At 64.9% G+C, this 16,663-nt stretch carries 8 protein-coding genes; 6 read left to right on the top strand and 2 right to left on the bottom strand.

From position 1 onward, the window contains the following. Positions 1 to 33 precede the first annotated feature (33 nt). From ESB00_RS17445 to ESB00_RS17430, 4 genes are read left to right on the top strand one after another with little or no spacing between them, the layout of a single operon-like run. The gene (locus tag ESB00_RS17445) at positions 34 to 1,161 is read left to right on the top strand and encodes an amidohydrolase family protein (RefSeq protein WP_129049159.1); all 1,128 of its coding nucleotides are present in this window, start codon (positions 34 to 36) and stop codon (positions 1,159 to 1,161) included. A 13-nt stretch (positions 1,162 to 1,174) separates the two neighbouring features. Next, positions 1,175 to 2,380, top strand: a complete 1,206-nt coding sequence (locus tag ESB00_RS17440; protein WP_129049157.1) for a glycoside hydrolase family 27 protein — start codon at positions 1,175 to 1,177, stop codon at positions 2,378 to 2,380. Positions 2,381 to 2,403: 23 nt separating this feature from the next. Continuing rightward, positions 2,404 to 3,063, top strand: coding sequence for an SGNH/GDSL hydrolase family protein (locus ESB00_RS17435; protein ID WP_129049155.1), 660 nt, complete (start codon positions 2,404 to 2,406; stop codon positions 3,061 to 3,063). A gap of 30 nt (positions 3,064 to 3,093) precedes the next feature. Next, positions 3,094 to 3,924, top strand: a complete 831-nt coding sequence (locus ESB00_RS17430; protein WP_129049152.1) for a sugar phosphate isomerase/epimerase family protein — start codon at positions 3,094 to 3,096, stop codon at positions 3,922 to 3,924. Between the two features lie 9 nt (positions 3,925 to 3,933). On the opposite strand, the gene ESB00_RS17425 is transcribed toward ESB00_RS17430, so the two are convergent. Continuing rightward, a complete protein-coding gene (locus ESB00_RS17425) occupies positions 3,934 to 7,185 on the bottom strand; it encodes a glycosyl hydrolase (protein ID WP_281278175.1) in 3,252 nt (1,083 codons plus the stop codon). A gap of 1,090 nt (positions 7,186 to 8,275) precedes the next feature. Between ESB00_RS17425 and ESB00_RS17420 the strand changes: the two genes are divergently transcribed. Continuing rightward, positions 8,276 to 8,950 (top strand): tyrosine-type recombinase/integrase, encoded by a 675-nt coding sequence (locus ESB00_RS17420; protein ID WP_129049148.1) that lies wholly within the window; start codon positions 8,276 to 8,278, stop codon positions 8,948 to 8,950. A 58-nt stretch (positions 8,951 to 9,008) separates the two neighbouring features. Beyond that, the gene (locus ESB00_RS17415) at positions 9,009 to 15,284 is read left to right on the top strand and encodes an HTH domain-containing protein (RefSeq protein WP_129049145.1); all 6,276 of its coding nucleotides are present in this window, start codon (positions 9,009 to 9,011) and stop codon (positions 15,282 to 15,284) included. A 2-nt stretch (positions 15,285 to 15,286) separates the two neighbouring features. On the opposite strand, the gene ESB00_RS17410 is transcribed toward ESB00_RS17415, so the two are convergent. Then, on the bottom strand, positions 15,287 to 16,645 hold the full coding sequence (locus ESB00_RS17410; protein WP_129049142.1) for a glycosaminoglycan attachment protein: 1,359 nt from the start codon (positions 16,643 to 16,645) through the stop codon (positions 15,287 to 15,289). Positions 16,646 to 16,663 lie beyond the last annotated feature (18 nt).

Here is a 16,663-nt window from a genome sequence, read left to right as displayed (position 1 = left end):
TCGCGTCGCCCCGCCGTCACCCCGCCTTTCGCGATGAACAAGCCCCTTCTCACTCTCCTTGCCGGCGTTTTCCTCGCCGGAGCGTCGTTCGGTGCCGAGCCGGAGTTCGACCGCTTGCTGCTGAAAAACTATCATCCGGTGTCGCTCTACCGCATCCAGCAGACGTTGGTGCGCCGCGCCGCCGTGCCGGTGATCGACATGCACTCGCATTCGTTCTTCGTGCAAAACGACGCGGAAATCCGCCGCTGGGTGCAGCTGATGGACGAGGCCAACATCGAGCGCACCATCGTGCTCACGGGCGAAAGCGGCCCGGCGTTCGATGCGCTGGTCGCTCGCTTTGCGCCGTTCAAGAACCGCTTCGAGCTGTGGTGCGGTTTCGATTACACCGGAATCGAGGAGCCTGGCTACGGCCCGGCGGCGGCGGCGGAACTCGAACGCTGCATGCGCATGGGCGCGCGCGGCGTCGGCGAGGAAAGCGACAAAGGCCTCGGCCTCGTGCGCGCCATCCCGGGCCGTCCGCTGCCGAAGCCCGTGCATCCCGCGGACCCGCGGCTCGATCCCCTCTGGGAGAAATGTGCGGAACTCGGCCTGCCGGTGAATCTGCACGTGGCTGATCCGATCTGGATGTATCATCCGCTCGACGAGAAAAACGAGGGCATCCCCAACGCCGCGATCTGGAAGATCGGCTCCGAGCCCGAACGCATCGACTTGAACGGCATGATCGGCCAGCTTGAGGAGACGCTGCGCCGCCATCCGCGCACGACCATCATCGCCTGCCATCTGGCGAACCTCGATTACGATCTCACGCGACTCGACGGTCTGCTGGCCCGTTATCCGAATCTCTATGCCGACCTCGCGGGCCGGCTCGCGGAGACGGCGGCGATCCCGCGCACGGCGGCGGCGTTCATCGAGAAGCATCGCGACCGGCTCTTCTACGGCACCGACATGGAGCTGACGCCCGAGATGTATCAGATGACGTTCCGCATCCTGGAGACGACCGACGAGCATTTCTACGGCGTCGATCAGTTCTGTTACGTGTGGAATCTCTCCGGCTTCGGCCTGCGCCGGGAGACGCTCGAGAAACTCTACCGCACGAACGCGCTCGAGCTCATGCACCGACTCCAGCCGGCCAACTACCCAGCGCCGCCCGCGAAACCCTGACGCCCTTTACCCTATGAAAAAAATCCTCCTGATCCTGCTCGCGCTCGGCGCGCTCACTCCGGCGATCGCCCAGAAATTCAAGGGCCTCGCGCTCACTCCGCCCATGGGTTGGAACTCCTGGAATAACTTCGAGGAGAAGATCAACGAGGACCTTATCAAGCAGACTGCCGATGCGATGGTCGCCAACGGCATGCGCGATGCGGGCTACGTCTACATTGTCATCGACGACACCTGGTCGATGAAACAACGCGACGCCAACGGCAACCTCGTGCCCGATCCGGTGAAATTCCCCAGTGGCATGAAAGCGCTGGGCGATTACCTGCACGCGCGCGGCTTCAAGTTCGGCATCTACTCCGACGCCGGCCCGCGCACTTGCGCGGATTATCCCGGCAGCTGGGGCCACGAGTTTCAGGACGCGCGGCTCTTCGCCTCATGGGGCGTCGATTACCTGAAATACGACTGGTGCAACCACGGCACTGCCGACCCGAAGGACGCCTACATGCGCATGCGCGACGCGCTTTACGCCGCGGGCCGCCCCGTCGTGCTGGCCATCTGCGAATGGGGTGAGAACAAACCCTGGGAATGGGGCGCGGAGATCGGCCATCTCTGGCGCACGACGTGGGACATCTACGATTCCTACAACGGCACCTCGCTTGGCAGCTCCGGCTGGAAGCGCACGCTCGACAGTCAATACAACAACATCCGCACCAACGGCGACAACGGCATCAACAAATTCGCCGGCCCCGACGGCTGGAATGACCCCGACATGCTCGAAGTCGGCAACCCAGGCCTGACCTACGCCGAATCGCGCGCGCATTTCGCGCTCTGGTGCATGGTCGCCGCGCCGCTCATCGCCGGCAACGATGTCCGCGCCCAGAAGCCGGAGATCACCGCACTCCTCACGCACAAGGGCGCTCTCGCCATCGACCAGGATCCGCTCGGCAAGCAAGGCTACCGCGCGCTCTCCGAGCCCGAGAAAAACATCGAGGTCTGGATCAAGGAACTCTCCAACGGCGAACTCGCCGCCTGCGTGCTCAACACCGGCGCCGTCGCTGCTGACCTCACCGTCGAGTGGGGTCGCTTTTGGACCGTCACCGGGCAATACACCATCACCGACGTGTGGACCGGCAAGGCGGCGGGCGACACGCGCCAGCCCTCGGTTTTCCACCTCGAATCGCACGACGTCGCCCTGCTGCGTTTGAAACCGCTCCAACCCTGAACCGCCCTGCTGGCGACCGCGTCATGACTTCTCCCGCTGCAGCATCGCTACCCACCGCTCCGCTGCTCCTGTTCCAGGGCGACTCGATCACCGATGCCGGTCGCGACCGCAACCGTCCCGCGCCGAACGACGCGGCGGGGCTGGGCGCGGGCTACGTGACGCGGATTGCGGGCGTGCTGCTCGGCCGGCATCCGCGCGCGGGTTGGCGGCTGGTCAATCGCGGCGTGAGCGGAGATCGCGTCGTCGATCTGCTGGCGCGCTGGCCGCGCGATACGCTCCATCTGCAACCCGATCTTGTCAGCGTGCTAGTCGGGGTGAATGACACTTGGCACGCCTACAACCATCACAACGGCGTCAGTGTCGCGCGCTACGAGGAGATTTACCGTCTGCTCCTGCGCGATGTGCGCGCGGCGCGTCCGCAGTGCCGGCTGGTGCTCGGCGAGCCCTTTGCCCTGCCCGGTGGCGAGTTCGCGGCCGAATGGATGCCGGAGTTGCGTGAACGCAGCGTCGTCGTGCGCCGGCTCGCGCAGGAATTTGGCGCCGCCTTTGTCGCCTATCAGACGTGCTTCGATGCCGCGCTCGCGGAATACACGGCCGCTGAGCTGGCGCCGGACGGCGTCCATCCGTCGCCGCTCGGCCACGAATTGATGGCGCAGGCCTGGCTCGCCGCCGTGGGGATCTGAGCCGTGCCTGAATCGCCGCCCCGCTTCTTCTTGGCTGCACGTCACGCGGTTTTCGCCTCGCACGTCGCGCGCACGTATCGGCGCGGCTTCTCCACGCTGGGATGTCCGGCGCTTGGTTTGCCGGAGGCATGGGCGCTCGCGCGGCGCTTCGGCGTGGATGCGATCGAGCTCCGGATGCTGCAGGGCGCGGTCGATTTGCCGGCGCTCTGGGCGCAGCAAGGCCTCGGTCCGGCTGCGCTCGCGGCGCGCATCCGCTCGCTTGGTGCGTCGGTCGCGGTCCTCGACACGTCATTTCACCTGATCGGCCACACTGCGGAGGAGCGCGAAAAATTGCTGGCGCACGCCGTCTTCGCCGAAGCGTGCGAGGTGCCGTTCCTGCGGGTCTTCGACGGTGGCGCGCGGGCCGACGACGAGGAACTGGGCACCGCGTTGCGCACGCTCCGCTGGTGGCACGAGTGGCGCGATCGCGGGGCTCTGCACGTCGATCTGATCGTGGAGACGCACGATTCCCTGCTGCGGGCGGCGCCGCTGAGCCGGTTGCTTGCGGCGGAGCCGCGCTGCCGGCTGCTGTGGGATGCGCATCACACGTGGAAACGCGGGGGCGAGTCGCTGGCGACGACTTGGGCGGCGATCAGCCGCCACACAGCACATGTGCACGTGAAGGACAGCGTGGCGATCATGGGCCGCGAATTTCGTTACGTGCTGCCGGGGTTCGGTGAGTTTCCGATGTCCGAGTTGCGGACGCTGCTGACGCGGGATGGATTCTCCGGGGTCGTCTGCCTCGAATGGGAGCGCGGCTGGATTCCTGAGCTGCCCCCACTCGAGGAAGTGCTCGCTGCGGCTAACAACGGCTGGTGGTGAGGCGCCGGCTCAACGTCGCGTCGCGGCACGCTCCTGCACCAGCGTCACCGGACCGAGCAAGCCGGACGGAAGCAGCGCGGTTTCGGTCTCGTAGAAATCGACGGTCGTGAACGTCGTGCGCGCGCTGGGCGGTGGTGGCTGGTTCTCGACATACCAGCGCGGCATCGGCGCGTCCGGCGCGTAGCCATCCGTGCGCGGCAGTTGATTGTCGCCGATAAGTCGGTTCGTCCAAAGATTGGTCACGCGCACGCACAGCGTGTTCTCGCCCGGTCGCAGCCAGCGGGTGGCGTCGAACGCGTAGGGCGCGGACCAGCGCAGGCCGAGCGGGTGGCCGTTGAGTGTGACTTCGGCGGAAATTTCCACGCGGCCGAGATCAAGCGACACCGCAAGCCCGTCCGCCAGCCAGTCAGCTGGCACGGTGAACTCGGTGCGGTATTCGGCGGTGCCGGAGAAGTAGCGGACGGCGGGACGCGGGTCCTCGCTCCAATCGCTCAGGCGAGCCAATGACGTCTGCCAGTGCGCGGCGCCGACGGGCTCGAAGGTAACCTGCCACGGACCCGCGAGCGCGAGCGGCGGACGCGGCGTGGCGGAAGCGACGGACGACTTCACCGCGCTGGCGGAATCTCGCGAACCGCTGTCGGAGCGAAACACTATGAACGCCGAACCATGCGCCGGCAGGGCGAGCTCAAGCTCGGTGCGGTCGCCGCGGTTGGCGTAGGTGTCGAGCGGTTGAATCTCGCCGGTCTCCGCGTGCCAGCGTTCGGGCCGGCGGTCGGTGACGCGAAACGAGCAGCGGAGCACCCGCGCGTCCGCTGCCGGATTCAGCACGAAGAACAAGTCGGTGTCGTCTGTGCGCCGGTGCGCGAAGGGCGCGTCGGGCGCGTCTGCGATGACGAGATCGGGCGTCAGCCCGCAGCGGGAAAACTGGGCCGCTCGCTCGGTGGGCGAGGTGGCGAGTGGCACTTGGCCCGGACCGACGTTCGTGGGCGGCCAGAGCGCAGCCACGAGGGCGGCGAATTCCTCGCGCTCGGCAGATGACGGCGCGCGACCGCGCAAGGCTGTCGGTGCATCGCCGAGGATGGGCACGCCCGCCGCGGCGAATTCCCGCAGCCGGCGCAGCACGGGCAGACTGAGTTGGGCGGAGTTCCGCAGCAGCAACAGGCGATACGACGTGCCCTCAGGAAAAACGAGGCGGCCGGCGCGCGCCGAGAGCCGATGCAGCAGGGCGGGCGTGTCGAGCAGGTCGAAGTTATAGCCCGCGGGCAGCGCGAGCTGTTCGCGCGTGGGCGTCGGTTGCGGCGAGGTTTCGCCGGTGTAGATGAGCACGTCGGCGACCGGCTGCCCCTGCCGTAGCAGATAAGAGCCGCGGGCCACGTAGCGGAGCCACTCACGGCCTGCGGTCGGCCACCACGTCTGCGTCCGGTCCAGTTGCGAGCCGATGTCGCCCATCGTCATGCCGGGGACGACGTGGGTGTTGGCCTGATGCGCGAAGCGGTGCAGGCAGAATTCGTTCACGCCGCGCGCCCACGCGTAGTCGCCGGGGAATTTGAGTCGGGCAGGATGAACCTTCCAGTTGACGTCGCTCCACGACGTGAACGCCTCCGCTGAGACGACCGACTTGCCGTAGATGTGGGCGGCCGATATTGCGGCCTCGAAGTTCGTGCCCTCCTTCAGATCGAGCCAGAATTCGGCCATCGGGACGTCCGCCGCGCCGCCCGCGGTCACGTGATCGAAAGGCCCAAAGCCATAGGGCTCGATATACGACTGCAGTCCGCGGCGATGGCAGAGCTCTGTGAACGCGGCGTAGTAATTCCGCTGCATCAGTCCGGCGAGGAAACCGCGGAAATCGCGCAGCACCGCGTCGGCTTCGGTGGCGTCGCCCTGGCAATAGCCCGCCAACAGCGACAGATAGGGCAACAGGTCGTAGCCGTGCTCGGCCTTGAATTGCGCGGCGAGATCCGCAGTCCAGTTCTGCCCGCCCATCTCGTAGCTATCGAGCGCCACATCCTTCAGCGTCGTGCTGGTGAGGTCACCGCAGTCCGCGGCGACGCGATCGAGGTAGGCGGCGAAGTGTTTTTCCAGCGCGCGGCGGTCGAACTTGTCGCACTCCAAACCACGCCCCGCGGCGGTCGCGGGATAATTGGTCGCGGCAGTCGTGGTGTAGCCGAAACGCAGGATGCGCCAGACGCCGGCGGGCAGATCGACCGTGAAATGGCCGTCCTTGTCCGGCTGCCCCGGCAGCACACGCGTCGGCTTATCTGGCGTGGCCGACCAGACGAGTGGCGCGAGCTGATCGGCGGGGAGACGCGCCATGCCGTTGCGTGCCGGCCAGTCTGGCAAACGGGGAGAGGTTGAAAGCTCGGCGTGGGTGAGTTCGACCGTGCGCGAGAAAACGACGCGGAACACCCGTGCGGTGACCGGCGCGAAACTGGCCGTGAACACGCCCGTGCTTTTGCCGGTGCGATAGGAGGCCAGCGCGGTGACTGGACGGAAAGTTTCCCCGTCGTCGGAAGCCAGCAGCTGGGCCGTCGCGTGACGCGAGCGATGTTCCAGCGTGAGCGAGCGGGCAGTGAACGGAGTGTTGGCGGCAAACTCGAGCCACGGTGTCTGGCCGTCGGAGGCGGAGAGCGCGACGACCTGATCGCCATCGTCTGCGCGGAGGCGGTCGAGCGCGGCGACGGACGGCGACGAGCGCAGCGTGAGGGGCGCAGCGCGAGCGGCGAGTTCGCTTTCCTCTGCCGGGCAGGCGAGCACCGCGATTTCGCGGTAGAAGCCGAGTTGGGTCGTGGGCTGGGGGAGACGGAGTCGCTGGGCCGTGCCGCCGCGCACCACGGACTCGCTCCACACGAGGCGTTTCATCGAATCTTCGACTTGGATCCACGGCCCGCCGCTGGAGGACCAGCCATCGCAATTGTGCAGGCCGAGCGTGAGGCCGAGGCGCCGGGCTTCGCGGGCGGCGTGCGTTAGCAGCGCGCGATAGCGGTCGGAGTTGAAGGCGACGTCGCCAGCGGGAATGCCGTAGTCCACGCTGAAGAGAATCACGCCGCCCACGCCAGCCGCGGCCAGCGCCTCGAAGTCCTTTGTGAGGCCTGCCGAGGAGATGTTGCCGTTCATGAGGTGCATCCATACGCGTGGCCTGGATTCCGCCGGCGGCTCGGCGAACAGTACCGCATCGAACGTGGGCGCGGTCGCGACCGACGGGAGTGGCAAAAGGCACGCGAGGAGCCACAGGCAGACAAGAAGGCGGCGTGCGGGCTGCATCATGGGGGCGCCGCCATGTGGCCAGAACCGCCGGTGCGTAGCAAGCGGCCGTCGCCCGCGCCGAAGAATGCAGTAATCTGTCCGGCTTCGGGCTAGCATTCGTTACCGTGCTAGCGACGTTTTGGCGGCCAAACATCGTTTTCACCATACCCGCGCCGAATGAATCGCCGTCACTCCGTCCGCACGCTTGGTGCGCTGACCAGCACGGCGGTTGCCACGCCGATTGTAATTTCCTATCCCGTGTCGGTCTTGCGTCCACTGCCCTTGCGGATATCATTTTTGGCCGCCTCTCACGTTACCGATAACCACCTGTTTCACCGCACCGTTTACGGCGAGTGGGATCAAACTTCGGCTTGAGTCAACGGGCTCTGATCGATTGTTTGCCTGTCGGGCCGCCCATGTGCATACACTAATCGCGTCCAGTTCGCCGGTTTCAATCCGCATTGGTAGCTTTCCTTGGCCGAGCGGGCAGGTTTTTTTCTCGATATCGTTCTGCTGCTGCATTGCTCGAGTTCGAAGCTAGTGGCAACGAGGGTATATTGGCGGAAGCTTTTGCAAGATTCTGTCTTCAGGCGGAACAGAGGATACTAACGGTGGTGAACGAAATACGGGAGGAGTTGTCCGACGCACAAATCTGCTACCTCATCCAAGAACACGCGAGTGTGCTGGCAATGCTCTCGCATTTGATGCCGGCGATCGAGTCGGGAAAATTGATGAACCATCGACGGCCGCATTCCCGCACGACCACTTCCCCTAATAGCCCGGCGTTGTGTGAGTCTGTAATTAGCGAATTAGAGCAAAGGACGCGGCTTATCGGCGCATTGGTTGCTGGGCTCTCTAGTAAAGCAGCATTCGAGATACCCAAGGTGATGGATCCTTCGGTTGAAGGTGGTCAATTACTTGGTGAGTTCCTGCATAGGGTCTTGGTTCAGCTGAAACAGAGGTTTGATTCAGTGACGGTTCGCAACGGCTTTGGCCCCCATCGCCCCGGCAAGTGTGCCAAAAGGGATGAAACGCCACACCGGCGGAGAGTGGGTAGGCGGCCAGCGGTGGGGCGGGGGAGGTCACGGCGGAGTTGCATCTTTGGGGCATGGCTGGTCGTCGCTCCCTCACTCCTCTCGAAGAACGCATGCTCCTCTCCGTCGTCCGCGAATTGTCACCGCGTGACCGCACCCTCGTCACGGCGCAATGGTTCACCGGATTCCGCATCTCGGAAATCCTGTCGCTCACCATCGGCTCCGTCCTCCGCTCCGGAGAAATCGTGAGCAAGATCGGCATCGCGCCGCGCAACATGAAGGGCGGCTACGGCCGCACGCGTTGGATCCCGGTCCTACCGGAGTTGCACCGTGCGCTGGAGAGCTACATCGGTTGGTTGCGCCGCCGCCTCGAACTGGCGCCCGACATGCCGCTCTTCATCTCACGCGAGGGGGATGCGGCAGAGAACCTGCGCCCGCTCTCCCGCGAAAGCGCCCGGCGCATCATCCATGCGGCCTTCACCGCCGCCGCCATCGAAAACGATGGCCGCCTCGGCACGCACACGCTTCGAAAGACCTGGGCCCGGAAGGTCTATAAGAATAGCGGGAATGACCTGATGATTTTGAAGGCGGCCCTGAATCACAGCGACGTTTCGGTCACCCAGAAATACCTCGAGGCCGACGAGGACGATGTGATGGCGGCTATTCAGAAGTGCGACTTCACGCGGAAGCCGCGGGTGCCGCGGACCGCGTTGGCACCAGTTGGAAAGCCGCTAACTGCTGCGGCGTAGTTCTGCATTTCAGGATGGAATGACGGGGAGGATCTGCGCATATGAAGAGGGTTGCGCGATGGCCCCTTCCAAATACAAAAAACGCAAGACCGCGCCGGCACCGTTGTCGCCTGCTACCGAAGCCTACTTGCGGGAGGACGAGTATGCGTTCCAGCGGGTTTCGGCGGAGGCTTTCAACCATGAGCCGGGGATTGCGAACGCCACGGTCTATGGCACCCGCGGACAACGGCAGGACGGGATCGATGTGATCGCGTATTGCCAGAACGGAAAGGAGAAGGAATTGGCGCAGTGCCGGAGATACCGGCAGTTCGGAAAGGAAGATCTGGCGGAAGCGATCAGGGAGTATTTTGAGAAGGGCAAGCGGTGGCAGAAGGAGAAGGTGCGGAGGTTTGTCGTGATCACCGCGGCGGATGTCACCGACCGCCACCTGCAGGATGCGGTGATGGCGGCCCAGAAGCGGTTTAAGAAAAAGAAGATCATCTTCGAGCTGTGGGGTGAGGCGGGCTTGTGCTCGAAGCTGAATCCCTACCGGGGCGCGGTGCAGGATATTTACGGCGGGGTCGGAGCTGACCGGATCTGCGGCGAGGTGCCGGAGACGCCCGCCTGGCAGGCGGCCACGCGCGTGATGAAGGAGGTAGCCGGCAGCGCGATCGTGGAACTCGAGGAGGAGCGGACGGCGCAGCTCGAGGCCATGCGGGAATTGAGCCGGGAGGGCCGGCATGGCGAGGCCCTGCAGCAGGTGCTGGCAATCAAGGCCGGCGGAGCGTGGTGGGGTTACACGACGGAACTGCGGGCCAGGTTTCTGCGGCTGGAAGCCTCGATGCGTTTAAATCTGGGTGAGGAGGTGTCAGTGCCGGTGGCATTGGTGGATCAGGCGAAGAAGTTGCATCCCTCCCTGGACTACCAGGTCATCGATTGCTACATCATGGCGCATCGGGAAGGCATGGCGCGGGCCCTCGCGACGCTCGACCGACCGACATCGCTGGACGCTTGGAACATGCGCTGGGCCTTCATGCTGGAGACCGGGCGATCCGGAGAGATCGCGGGAGAATTCAAGGCACAGGAACCGGCGCTCACGGCCAATGCGGAAACCCGGAGGTTGCTGGCGCTCGCGGCATTGCTCAACGGTGACCTAGCGACGGCCCAGACGGAGATTGCCCAAGCCCAAGCGATGGGACCCAAGCACCGCGGCGTCCGGCTGGCGGCAGCGACGATCGACTACCGCAGTTGCCTGGTGCCGGGAGTCGATGGCGGAGTGAACCTGAACTGGCCGGTACCGGTGCGCTGGGCACTGGTGCGAAGGGATCCGGCGAGCATGGCGCGACTTCGCCGGGCGGCGGCGGAGTTCGCGGCGATCAGGGCGCTGTCGAATCCCGGCGAGGCAGCGATCTTTCGCGTTTGGGAGTTGGGTTGCCTGGCGTGTGATCCCTCGCGGACAGCGGAGGCCGAGGCGTTCGCGCAGGAGCGGCTCAAGGCGGCGCCGGACGATTACCGGGTGGCGGCCTGGGCGGTGGAGAGAGACTATAAATTTGACCGGGCGGCCGTGGCGGCGGCCATGGGGACGGCGATCAAGCAGGACCAAGCCATCGACCTGGATGCGTATTCGGCGCGATGCGAGGTGCTGATCTCGGACCGGAAGACGAAGGCTGCCGAACGGGCCTGGGATGAGGCCGAGGCGCGGTTCAAGGAGGCCGGACAGCATGATGTCTGGAAGCTGCAGAAAGTGCAGTTCCTAGCGCGAAGGGGAGGCGCGACGGGCCGGCTGGTGGGTTCGATCAAGGATGCCAATCTGCAGGGTCAGGCCCGGATCGCCGCGGTCTTCAGCGGAAAGGTTACGAAGGCCTCGCTGAGGAAGCTTGGGCAAACATTTGCGAAAGAGTATGAGAAGAGCGGGACGCCGATGCAGTTGTTCCAGGCGTGCGACGCCCACCTGCGGGCGGGACGGCCGGAGTTTGTGGCGGCGCACGCGAAGGAGCTCGTTGAGAAGGTGCCGACCCATGCCGCGCTGCGCATGGCAGTGTTCGGGGCCTACGCCGCGGAGAAACCGGAGCTTTGCCTTGAACTGCTGCGCGGCAAGCAGGCGCTGCTGCAGGACGGAAGAATGACGCCGGAACTGGCGCAGCTGCGTGCGAACTGCCTCCAGAAGATCGGCCGGCTGGGAGAGGCGATCCAAGCGGTGGAGACCGCCTATCGCGAGAGGCCCGCGCCAGGCTCGTTCGCGGAATTCTTCCGGATGCTGGCGGATGCCGGTGACATGCCGCGTGCGGCCGTGCTCGCCCGGGATTTGCTCACCATGCCGAAGGCGGAGGTGCCGCTGCTGCTGCAGGTCGCCAATCTCACCCGGCTGCAGGACCTGAAGCTCGCCCAGGACCTGTGGCGGAAAGCGGCCGGCAAGCCGCTGAAGCAGACGGCGCTGTTGATGGGGGTGGTCCATATGGCCTTCTCATTGGGATTGGACCGGGAGGCGGCAAAACTGCAGGTGCGGCTGTTCAAACGGGCGAAGAAGAAGGGCCCGCTCCAGTGGAAAACACTGGAGGAAGTGAAGACGATGATGCAGGAGCGGCAGGTTCAGCAGGCCCAGCTGTCGAACCGCTATGACCGTTCGGAGGTGCCGATCCATTTGGTCGCGCGCCAGGTGGGCGCTCCGTTGGTTCAGCTCTATCATGGCAGGTTGGAAGAAAACCGGGCGGCGACCGATCTCACCCGGGTGTCGGCGCTCCTAGCACGGTATGGCGGACGTTCCTTGGCGGTGAACCCCGCGAAGCGCATCTTGTATGCCGATATCACCGGGCTCCTGCTGGCAGCGGACCTGGAAGTTTTGGATTTGGTCGAGGAGCATCTGGGCCCCATCCATCTTGCCCAGGAGACCATCCAGAGTCTGGTGCAGCAGATCGGCGAATGTCGGCCGGGACAGCCGAGCCAACATGCCTGGCGGGCCCAGTTGCAACAGATGGTAGCCTCGGGGGAAATCGTCGTGGTTGAAACGGTGCCGGTGGTGGCAGAGCCATCCGGATCGGCGCTCGGTTCCGACCGGCAGGCGGCGTGGTCGGCGGCAAAGCTGCGGAATGCGGTGTTGGCGACGGATTGGCCCCTGCTGTCCGAGGATCTGAATCTACCGGTGAACCTGCCGGAGAAGGTGGCGAAGGAAACGGCCAACCTGCGGGAGTTGCTGGTGGCTGCGGTAGCCGCTGGTGCCTTAGAAGAAGCGAAACTGGCAGACCACGTCGGCCCGCACGGGGCTTTCCGGCAGTATCCGGTCAGGAACGAAGGGACACCGGATTTGGCGCCGGGAAAAGCGGTGCTGCTTTCCGGAGTGCCTCTCGAGGTGCTGGCGAACCAAGATCTCCTGAAGACAGTCGCGCAGGCGTTCAAGGTCTACATTCTGCGGGAAGACGTCGAGCGGGTGGCGGCGGAAGAGGCCGCCCACGGCCGGCGGATGGCGCTGGCCGACTGGACGCAGGGCGTGCTGGATCGCCTCAAGTCGGGCATTGAGTCCGGGCGCTACCAGATTCTGCCGCAAACGATCCCGGCGGCGCGCACGAAAGGCATGAGCCTCGATGCGAAGGGACTGGCGAGTTTGTTGCGGGCCGTGGAGGGCCAGCCAGACGCGGCGGTTTGGTGCGATGACCGCTCGGTCAACCGGCATGCACTGGCGGGTTCCCGGCCGTCGGTGGACATTCTCGAGGTGCTGGCGATGTTGCGGGCAAAGGGGGCGCTGACCGAGGCGAACTGGCGGGAAAAGCTGGGGCACTTGCGCCGCAGCAACGTCCGGTATGTGCCCACGGGAGCGGAGGAAATCCAGGCGGCCTTGGAACGGGCGGAGGTGAAGAACGGGGTGGTGATCGAAACGAGGGAGCTGTCGACGTTGCGCCGGTATTATGCGGCCTGCCTGCTGGAGCGCGGGCGGATGATCGGACCGCGGCCGGGCACGACGGATTTGCAGGAGTGGAATTTCATCCTCCAGTTGCGGCAGGCGGTGGACACCGCGTTCCGGGAACTTTGGGAAAGCGATTTGCTGGCGGACATTGTCGTGGTCCGGTCCAACTGGCTGTGGCGTTGGCTGTATGTCGACATGGTGGGATTGCGCCTGACGGTGAACCCGGAACTCACGGCGAAGGAGGAAAAGGAACTGATGGCGTTCCAGATCGGCTCGATGTTCACGATGTCGATTGCCGTCCCGTTCCGGTCGGCACGCAAGGGCGAGCCCTCGGCGCGGGAAAGGTATTTCAAATGGCTGTCCGACGGGCTGGTCGCGCCATTGGAACACGCCAACCCGGGCTTCATCGAATCGGTCGCGCATATAGTGGCGAAGGATCTCGAGCGGAGCAGTCGGCGAAGCCTGAAGCTCGCGGCGGGCAACGAGCGCAAGGGTCAGTTGCTCGTGATGGCAAAGCTGTTCATGGACCTTCCGGTGGAGGTGAGGCAGCACGTGAACCTGCCGGCGGACGTGTTGGCGGCGCTGGGAGTCACGATCCACGGGCCGACCGTCACGGTCGAAGGCGTGGAGTTCGACCTCGCCGAATTCAGCGCGGCTCAGGCGCTGGCGCTGGATGGCGGTACGGCCGAACTGTCCAGCCGCGACCGCCAGGTAACTTGGAAGGTGGCGCGTGACGGGGAGAAGGAGTTGACGCTGCGGGTCACATTGCCTGATGGCGTGGTGAAGGAGTGGCGGGACCCCGAGTTCGCGGCGTTGCTGCCCGACGGGGCGGAAAGAATCCGGCGGATGGAATCGCTGGGCTACCTGTTCGATTGTGACCGGGCGGGCCGGCGGACGGCGATCGAGGAAACCGCCGGGCTCGATAAGCCGGTCAACCGGGTGCTGCGGCTGCATGAATGGCGGAAGGGATCGCCGGAAGTGCTTTACCGGGAATTGAACAGCTTGTTGGCGGCCGAGAAAGGCGTGGGACTGGAGGACGTGGAAATCCCCGACTGGAGGCGCTTACTCCGGCATTTGCATTTGCCTGAGACGGCTGGGAACCCGGGGGACGATCTTGCGACCGCCGCCGCTTCCCGGCTGAAGGAGGACGGGCTGAAGTCCGCTTTGCGTTGTTTCATGGCGATCCCGCGAAAGCTGCCCGAAGTGCTGGAAACCGCGTGGCGCGAGCTGCCGGCAGCGGAGGCGAAGGAATTGTGGGTTAAACTGCCGAGGTTCCCGCGATCGGTCGTCACGGATTTGCACTTGGTGCGACTGGGCCTGCTGCGCAACGACGTTGACCGGGCGATCGTGGACCGGTCGTTGGGAGACTTATTTGACAGGGAAAAGGGCGAGGCATTGCTCGATTCGTTCTTCGCAACACTGCGGTGGGTGGAACGGGAGTTCATCCGTTGGCCGCAGCATGCCGCGCTGCCGCCGTGGCAGCGACTGGTGCTCGTCTGGTATCATGCCGGCAAGGTGCATGGGATCTTCCGCGCGACGCGGGTGGACCTGCCGAAGATGGAGGAATTTTTCCGAGCGAACACCTCCAGTTGGCACCACGGCGTGATGGACTACGAGCCGGCTTATGCGCGGGACGTGAGTCATCCCAGCCTGGCGGGCGAAGGCAGCCTGCTGCTGAATGGCTTGGCGAACCTGTTGCGGGAGTTGCCGGAAGCCGACCTCGGCCTGCCTGCGAAATGGCAGGCCTTGGTGGACAAGGATGCGCCGTATGCCGGGGGTATCCTCCTCGATTTGTGTCGCCGGACCGACTTGGCGACGGATGCATTGGGAGCGTTCCTGGCCAGGCCGCCACAGGCGGCACGGGATCGGTTATTCGGTGAAGGCTGGGACCGGCTCCTCAAAGAGGCGGGAGGATATGCGCCGCTGGCGGATATCTTGCAGAGCGTGGCGAAAGACCCGTACGGAATTGGCTGGTGGTCGGCCTTGCTGGCCGCGGTGCGAGAACTGCCGCTGCCGGCGGAGAATCAGGATTCGTTCCGGGAGTTGATCCGTTCGCTCGATTGGGAGGAATTTGCGGTGAAGAACAAGGACTGGTCGCGGGTCGTGATGAACTTCGCGGCGGCGCAGGCGAGATTCCTGGAGAAGGAATTTCAGGAGGAATTCGAGGAGACGGTGTTCCGGTTCGCCACGAGTCCGGCGAGGGCGCAGGCCGATGAAAAGGAGGCGAGCCAGTGCGACCTGCACTTGCTGCAATGCCTGCTGTCGCTGGCGATCGAGCCGGGCGACCAGGCGAAGACCGCGGAGAGGTATTTCGTGCGGATCGGGCGGCTGATGCGGGTGAGGCCCGGGGTGGCGGCGCTATTGGAGCGGCCGCTTCGGCATTGGCTTGCCCGACTGCCCTTCGAGCAGCAGAAGGGATTGCGGGCGTTGTGGTATCAGCTGCGGGCGCAGCGGTAGGCTCAGTCCGGAACCAGCCGCGCTACGTGAGTCGTGGAATTGTGGATGAACCCGACAGGGAGTGCGGCGACGCGATTGCGGCCGTTGAAGGTGTGGTGGGCGCAGCCGGGAAAGAGGGCGGGAAGCACGGGAACCGCGGCCCTCGGATTGTGGAAAAGCTGCATGCCTTCGGTCCAGTCTTCGTCGTAGGTACCGGGCACAACCTCCTCCAGAAACGGGATCGGGACGGCGGCATTGGGATTGGGATCGTGGCGGGCGCCGGCGCGGTGAATTCTGATGTTATCGAGACCAAAACCGGCGAGAACACCCATCCGGTTGAACTTGGCGACGGTCGCTGAATTGGAAAAGAGCACGGCGCTGATGTGCTCCGCGCCAGGCAGGTTGAAGAAGCCCGAGGGGATGCGCTTGGTGCCCCAGGAGTGCTCGGCGACGGGAGTCTCGGTCACTTCGAGGGCGCCATTCGGCAGCCGTCTGGCGGTGGCGCGGGTGCCGTAGAGGTAGTCGCTGAGTGCCGGCGAGGACCAGGTCATCGAACCTTCGCCGCAGAAATCGTGGACCGCGAGGACCACGGGCAGGCCCTTCACGTGATCCAGTTCCCAATACTTCTTTTGCAGCTTGGAGTAGAGGGCGCTGCCGAACTTGACCGGCATGAAATCACGGCGGAGAAGTTCGACCTCCTCGCGGGTGGACGGGTTGGGCGGGGTTTCCCCGTCGGTGGGGTTGACCGTGGTGGCCTCGATGGCGAGGGACTTCCCGTGCTTGTCCACGAGGAAATCGGGGCGGTCGTGCTCGTGGTTGAAAGTAAACTGCTGCTCGTGGAGGAAGGCGAAGAGGGCGAGTTCCCAGAGGCGGGCGTTGAAGCCGGTGGTCTGAAAGTCCTTGGCGTAATTGCCGTCGATGTCGACGAAGGCGAGGGCAAGTTCCTCCATCATGCGGCGGGCCGCGGCATGATGATCGCCGGTGGCGATGAGTGGAAAGTGGCGGTGCAGTTTGGTGGCGGGAACCTGGACGCGGAAGATCTCGTGGCGCCGGCCGGAGTTGTCCTCCTGTGGGAAGACGGCCCCGGACTGGGCGTGCTTCGCGAGGGAGGCGTGAAGACCGGTGCGGGCCTCGGCCTGGGTCGGGATGGAAGCCTGGACGTCGATGGCGCGGAAGAGGCCCTGCTCGTCGCGGCCGAGGACGATCCAGACCCAGTCGTCGTCGGACAGGTCCAGGAGCACGAGGCCCAGCACGCGTTCCTGCTCATCGGACCACCATTCGGTTTCACGCGACATCATGGCAGCGAGCGGGCGGCGTTTGTAGCACAACGCATTGAAGCGTGCGCGGGTTAGCGGCTTGATGGTCGGAAGTGGGGCGCTCATGAATGCAATCAACGGCGG

It is taken from the genome of Oleiharenicola lentus (assembly GCF_004118375.1).
GTDB lineage: Bacteria > Verrucomicrobiota > Verrucomicrobiia > Opitutales > Opitutaceae > Lacunisphaera > Lacunisphaera lenta.
This window is presented reverse-complemented; position numbering and strand designations above follow the sequence as displayed.

Bases quoted from the DNA above. Each gene is read 5' to 3' on its own strand.
- ESB00_RS17445 (WP_129049159.1), top strand. From the start codon at position 34: ATGAACAAGCCCCTTCTCACTCTCCTTGCCGGCGTTTTCCTCGCCGGA.
- ESB00_RS17440 (WP_129049157.1), top strand. From the start codon at position 1,175: ATGAAAAAAATCCTCCTGATCCTGCTCGCGCTCGGCGCGCTCACTCCG.
- ESB00_RS17435 (WP_129049155.1), top strand. From the start codon at position 2,404: ATGACTTCTCCCGCTGCAGCATCGCTACCCACCGCTCCGCTGCTCCTG.
- ESB00_RS17425 (WP_281278175.1), bottom strand. From the start codon at position 7,185: ATGCAGCCCGCACGCCGCCTTCTTGTCTGCCTGTGGCTCCTCGCGTGC.
- ESB00_RS17420 (WP_129049148.1), top strand. From the start codon at position 8,276: ATGGCTGGTCGTCGCTCCCTCACTCCTCTCGAAGAACGCATGCTCCTC.
- ESB00_RS17415 (WP_129049145.1), top strand. From the start codon at position 9,009: ATGGCCCCTTCCAAATACAAAAAACGCAAGACCGCGCCGGCACCGTTG.
- ESB00_RS17410 (WP_129049142.1), bottom strand. From the start codon at position 16,645: ATGAGCGCCCCACTTCCGACCATCAAGCCGCTAACCCGCGCACGCTTC.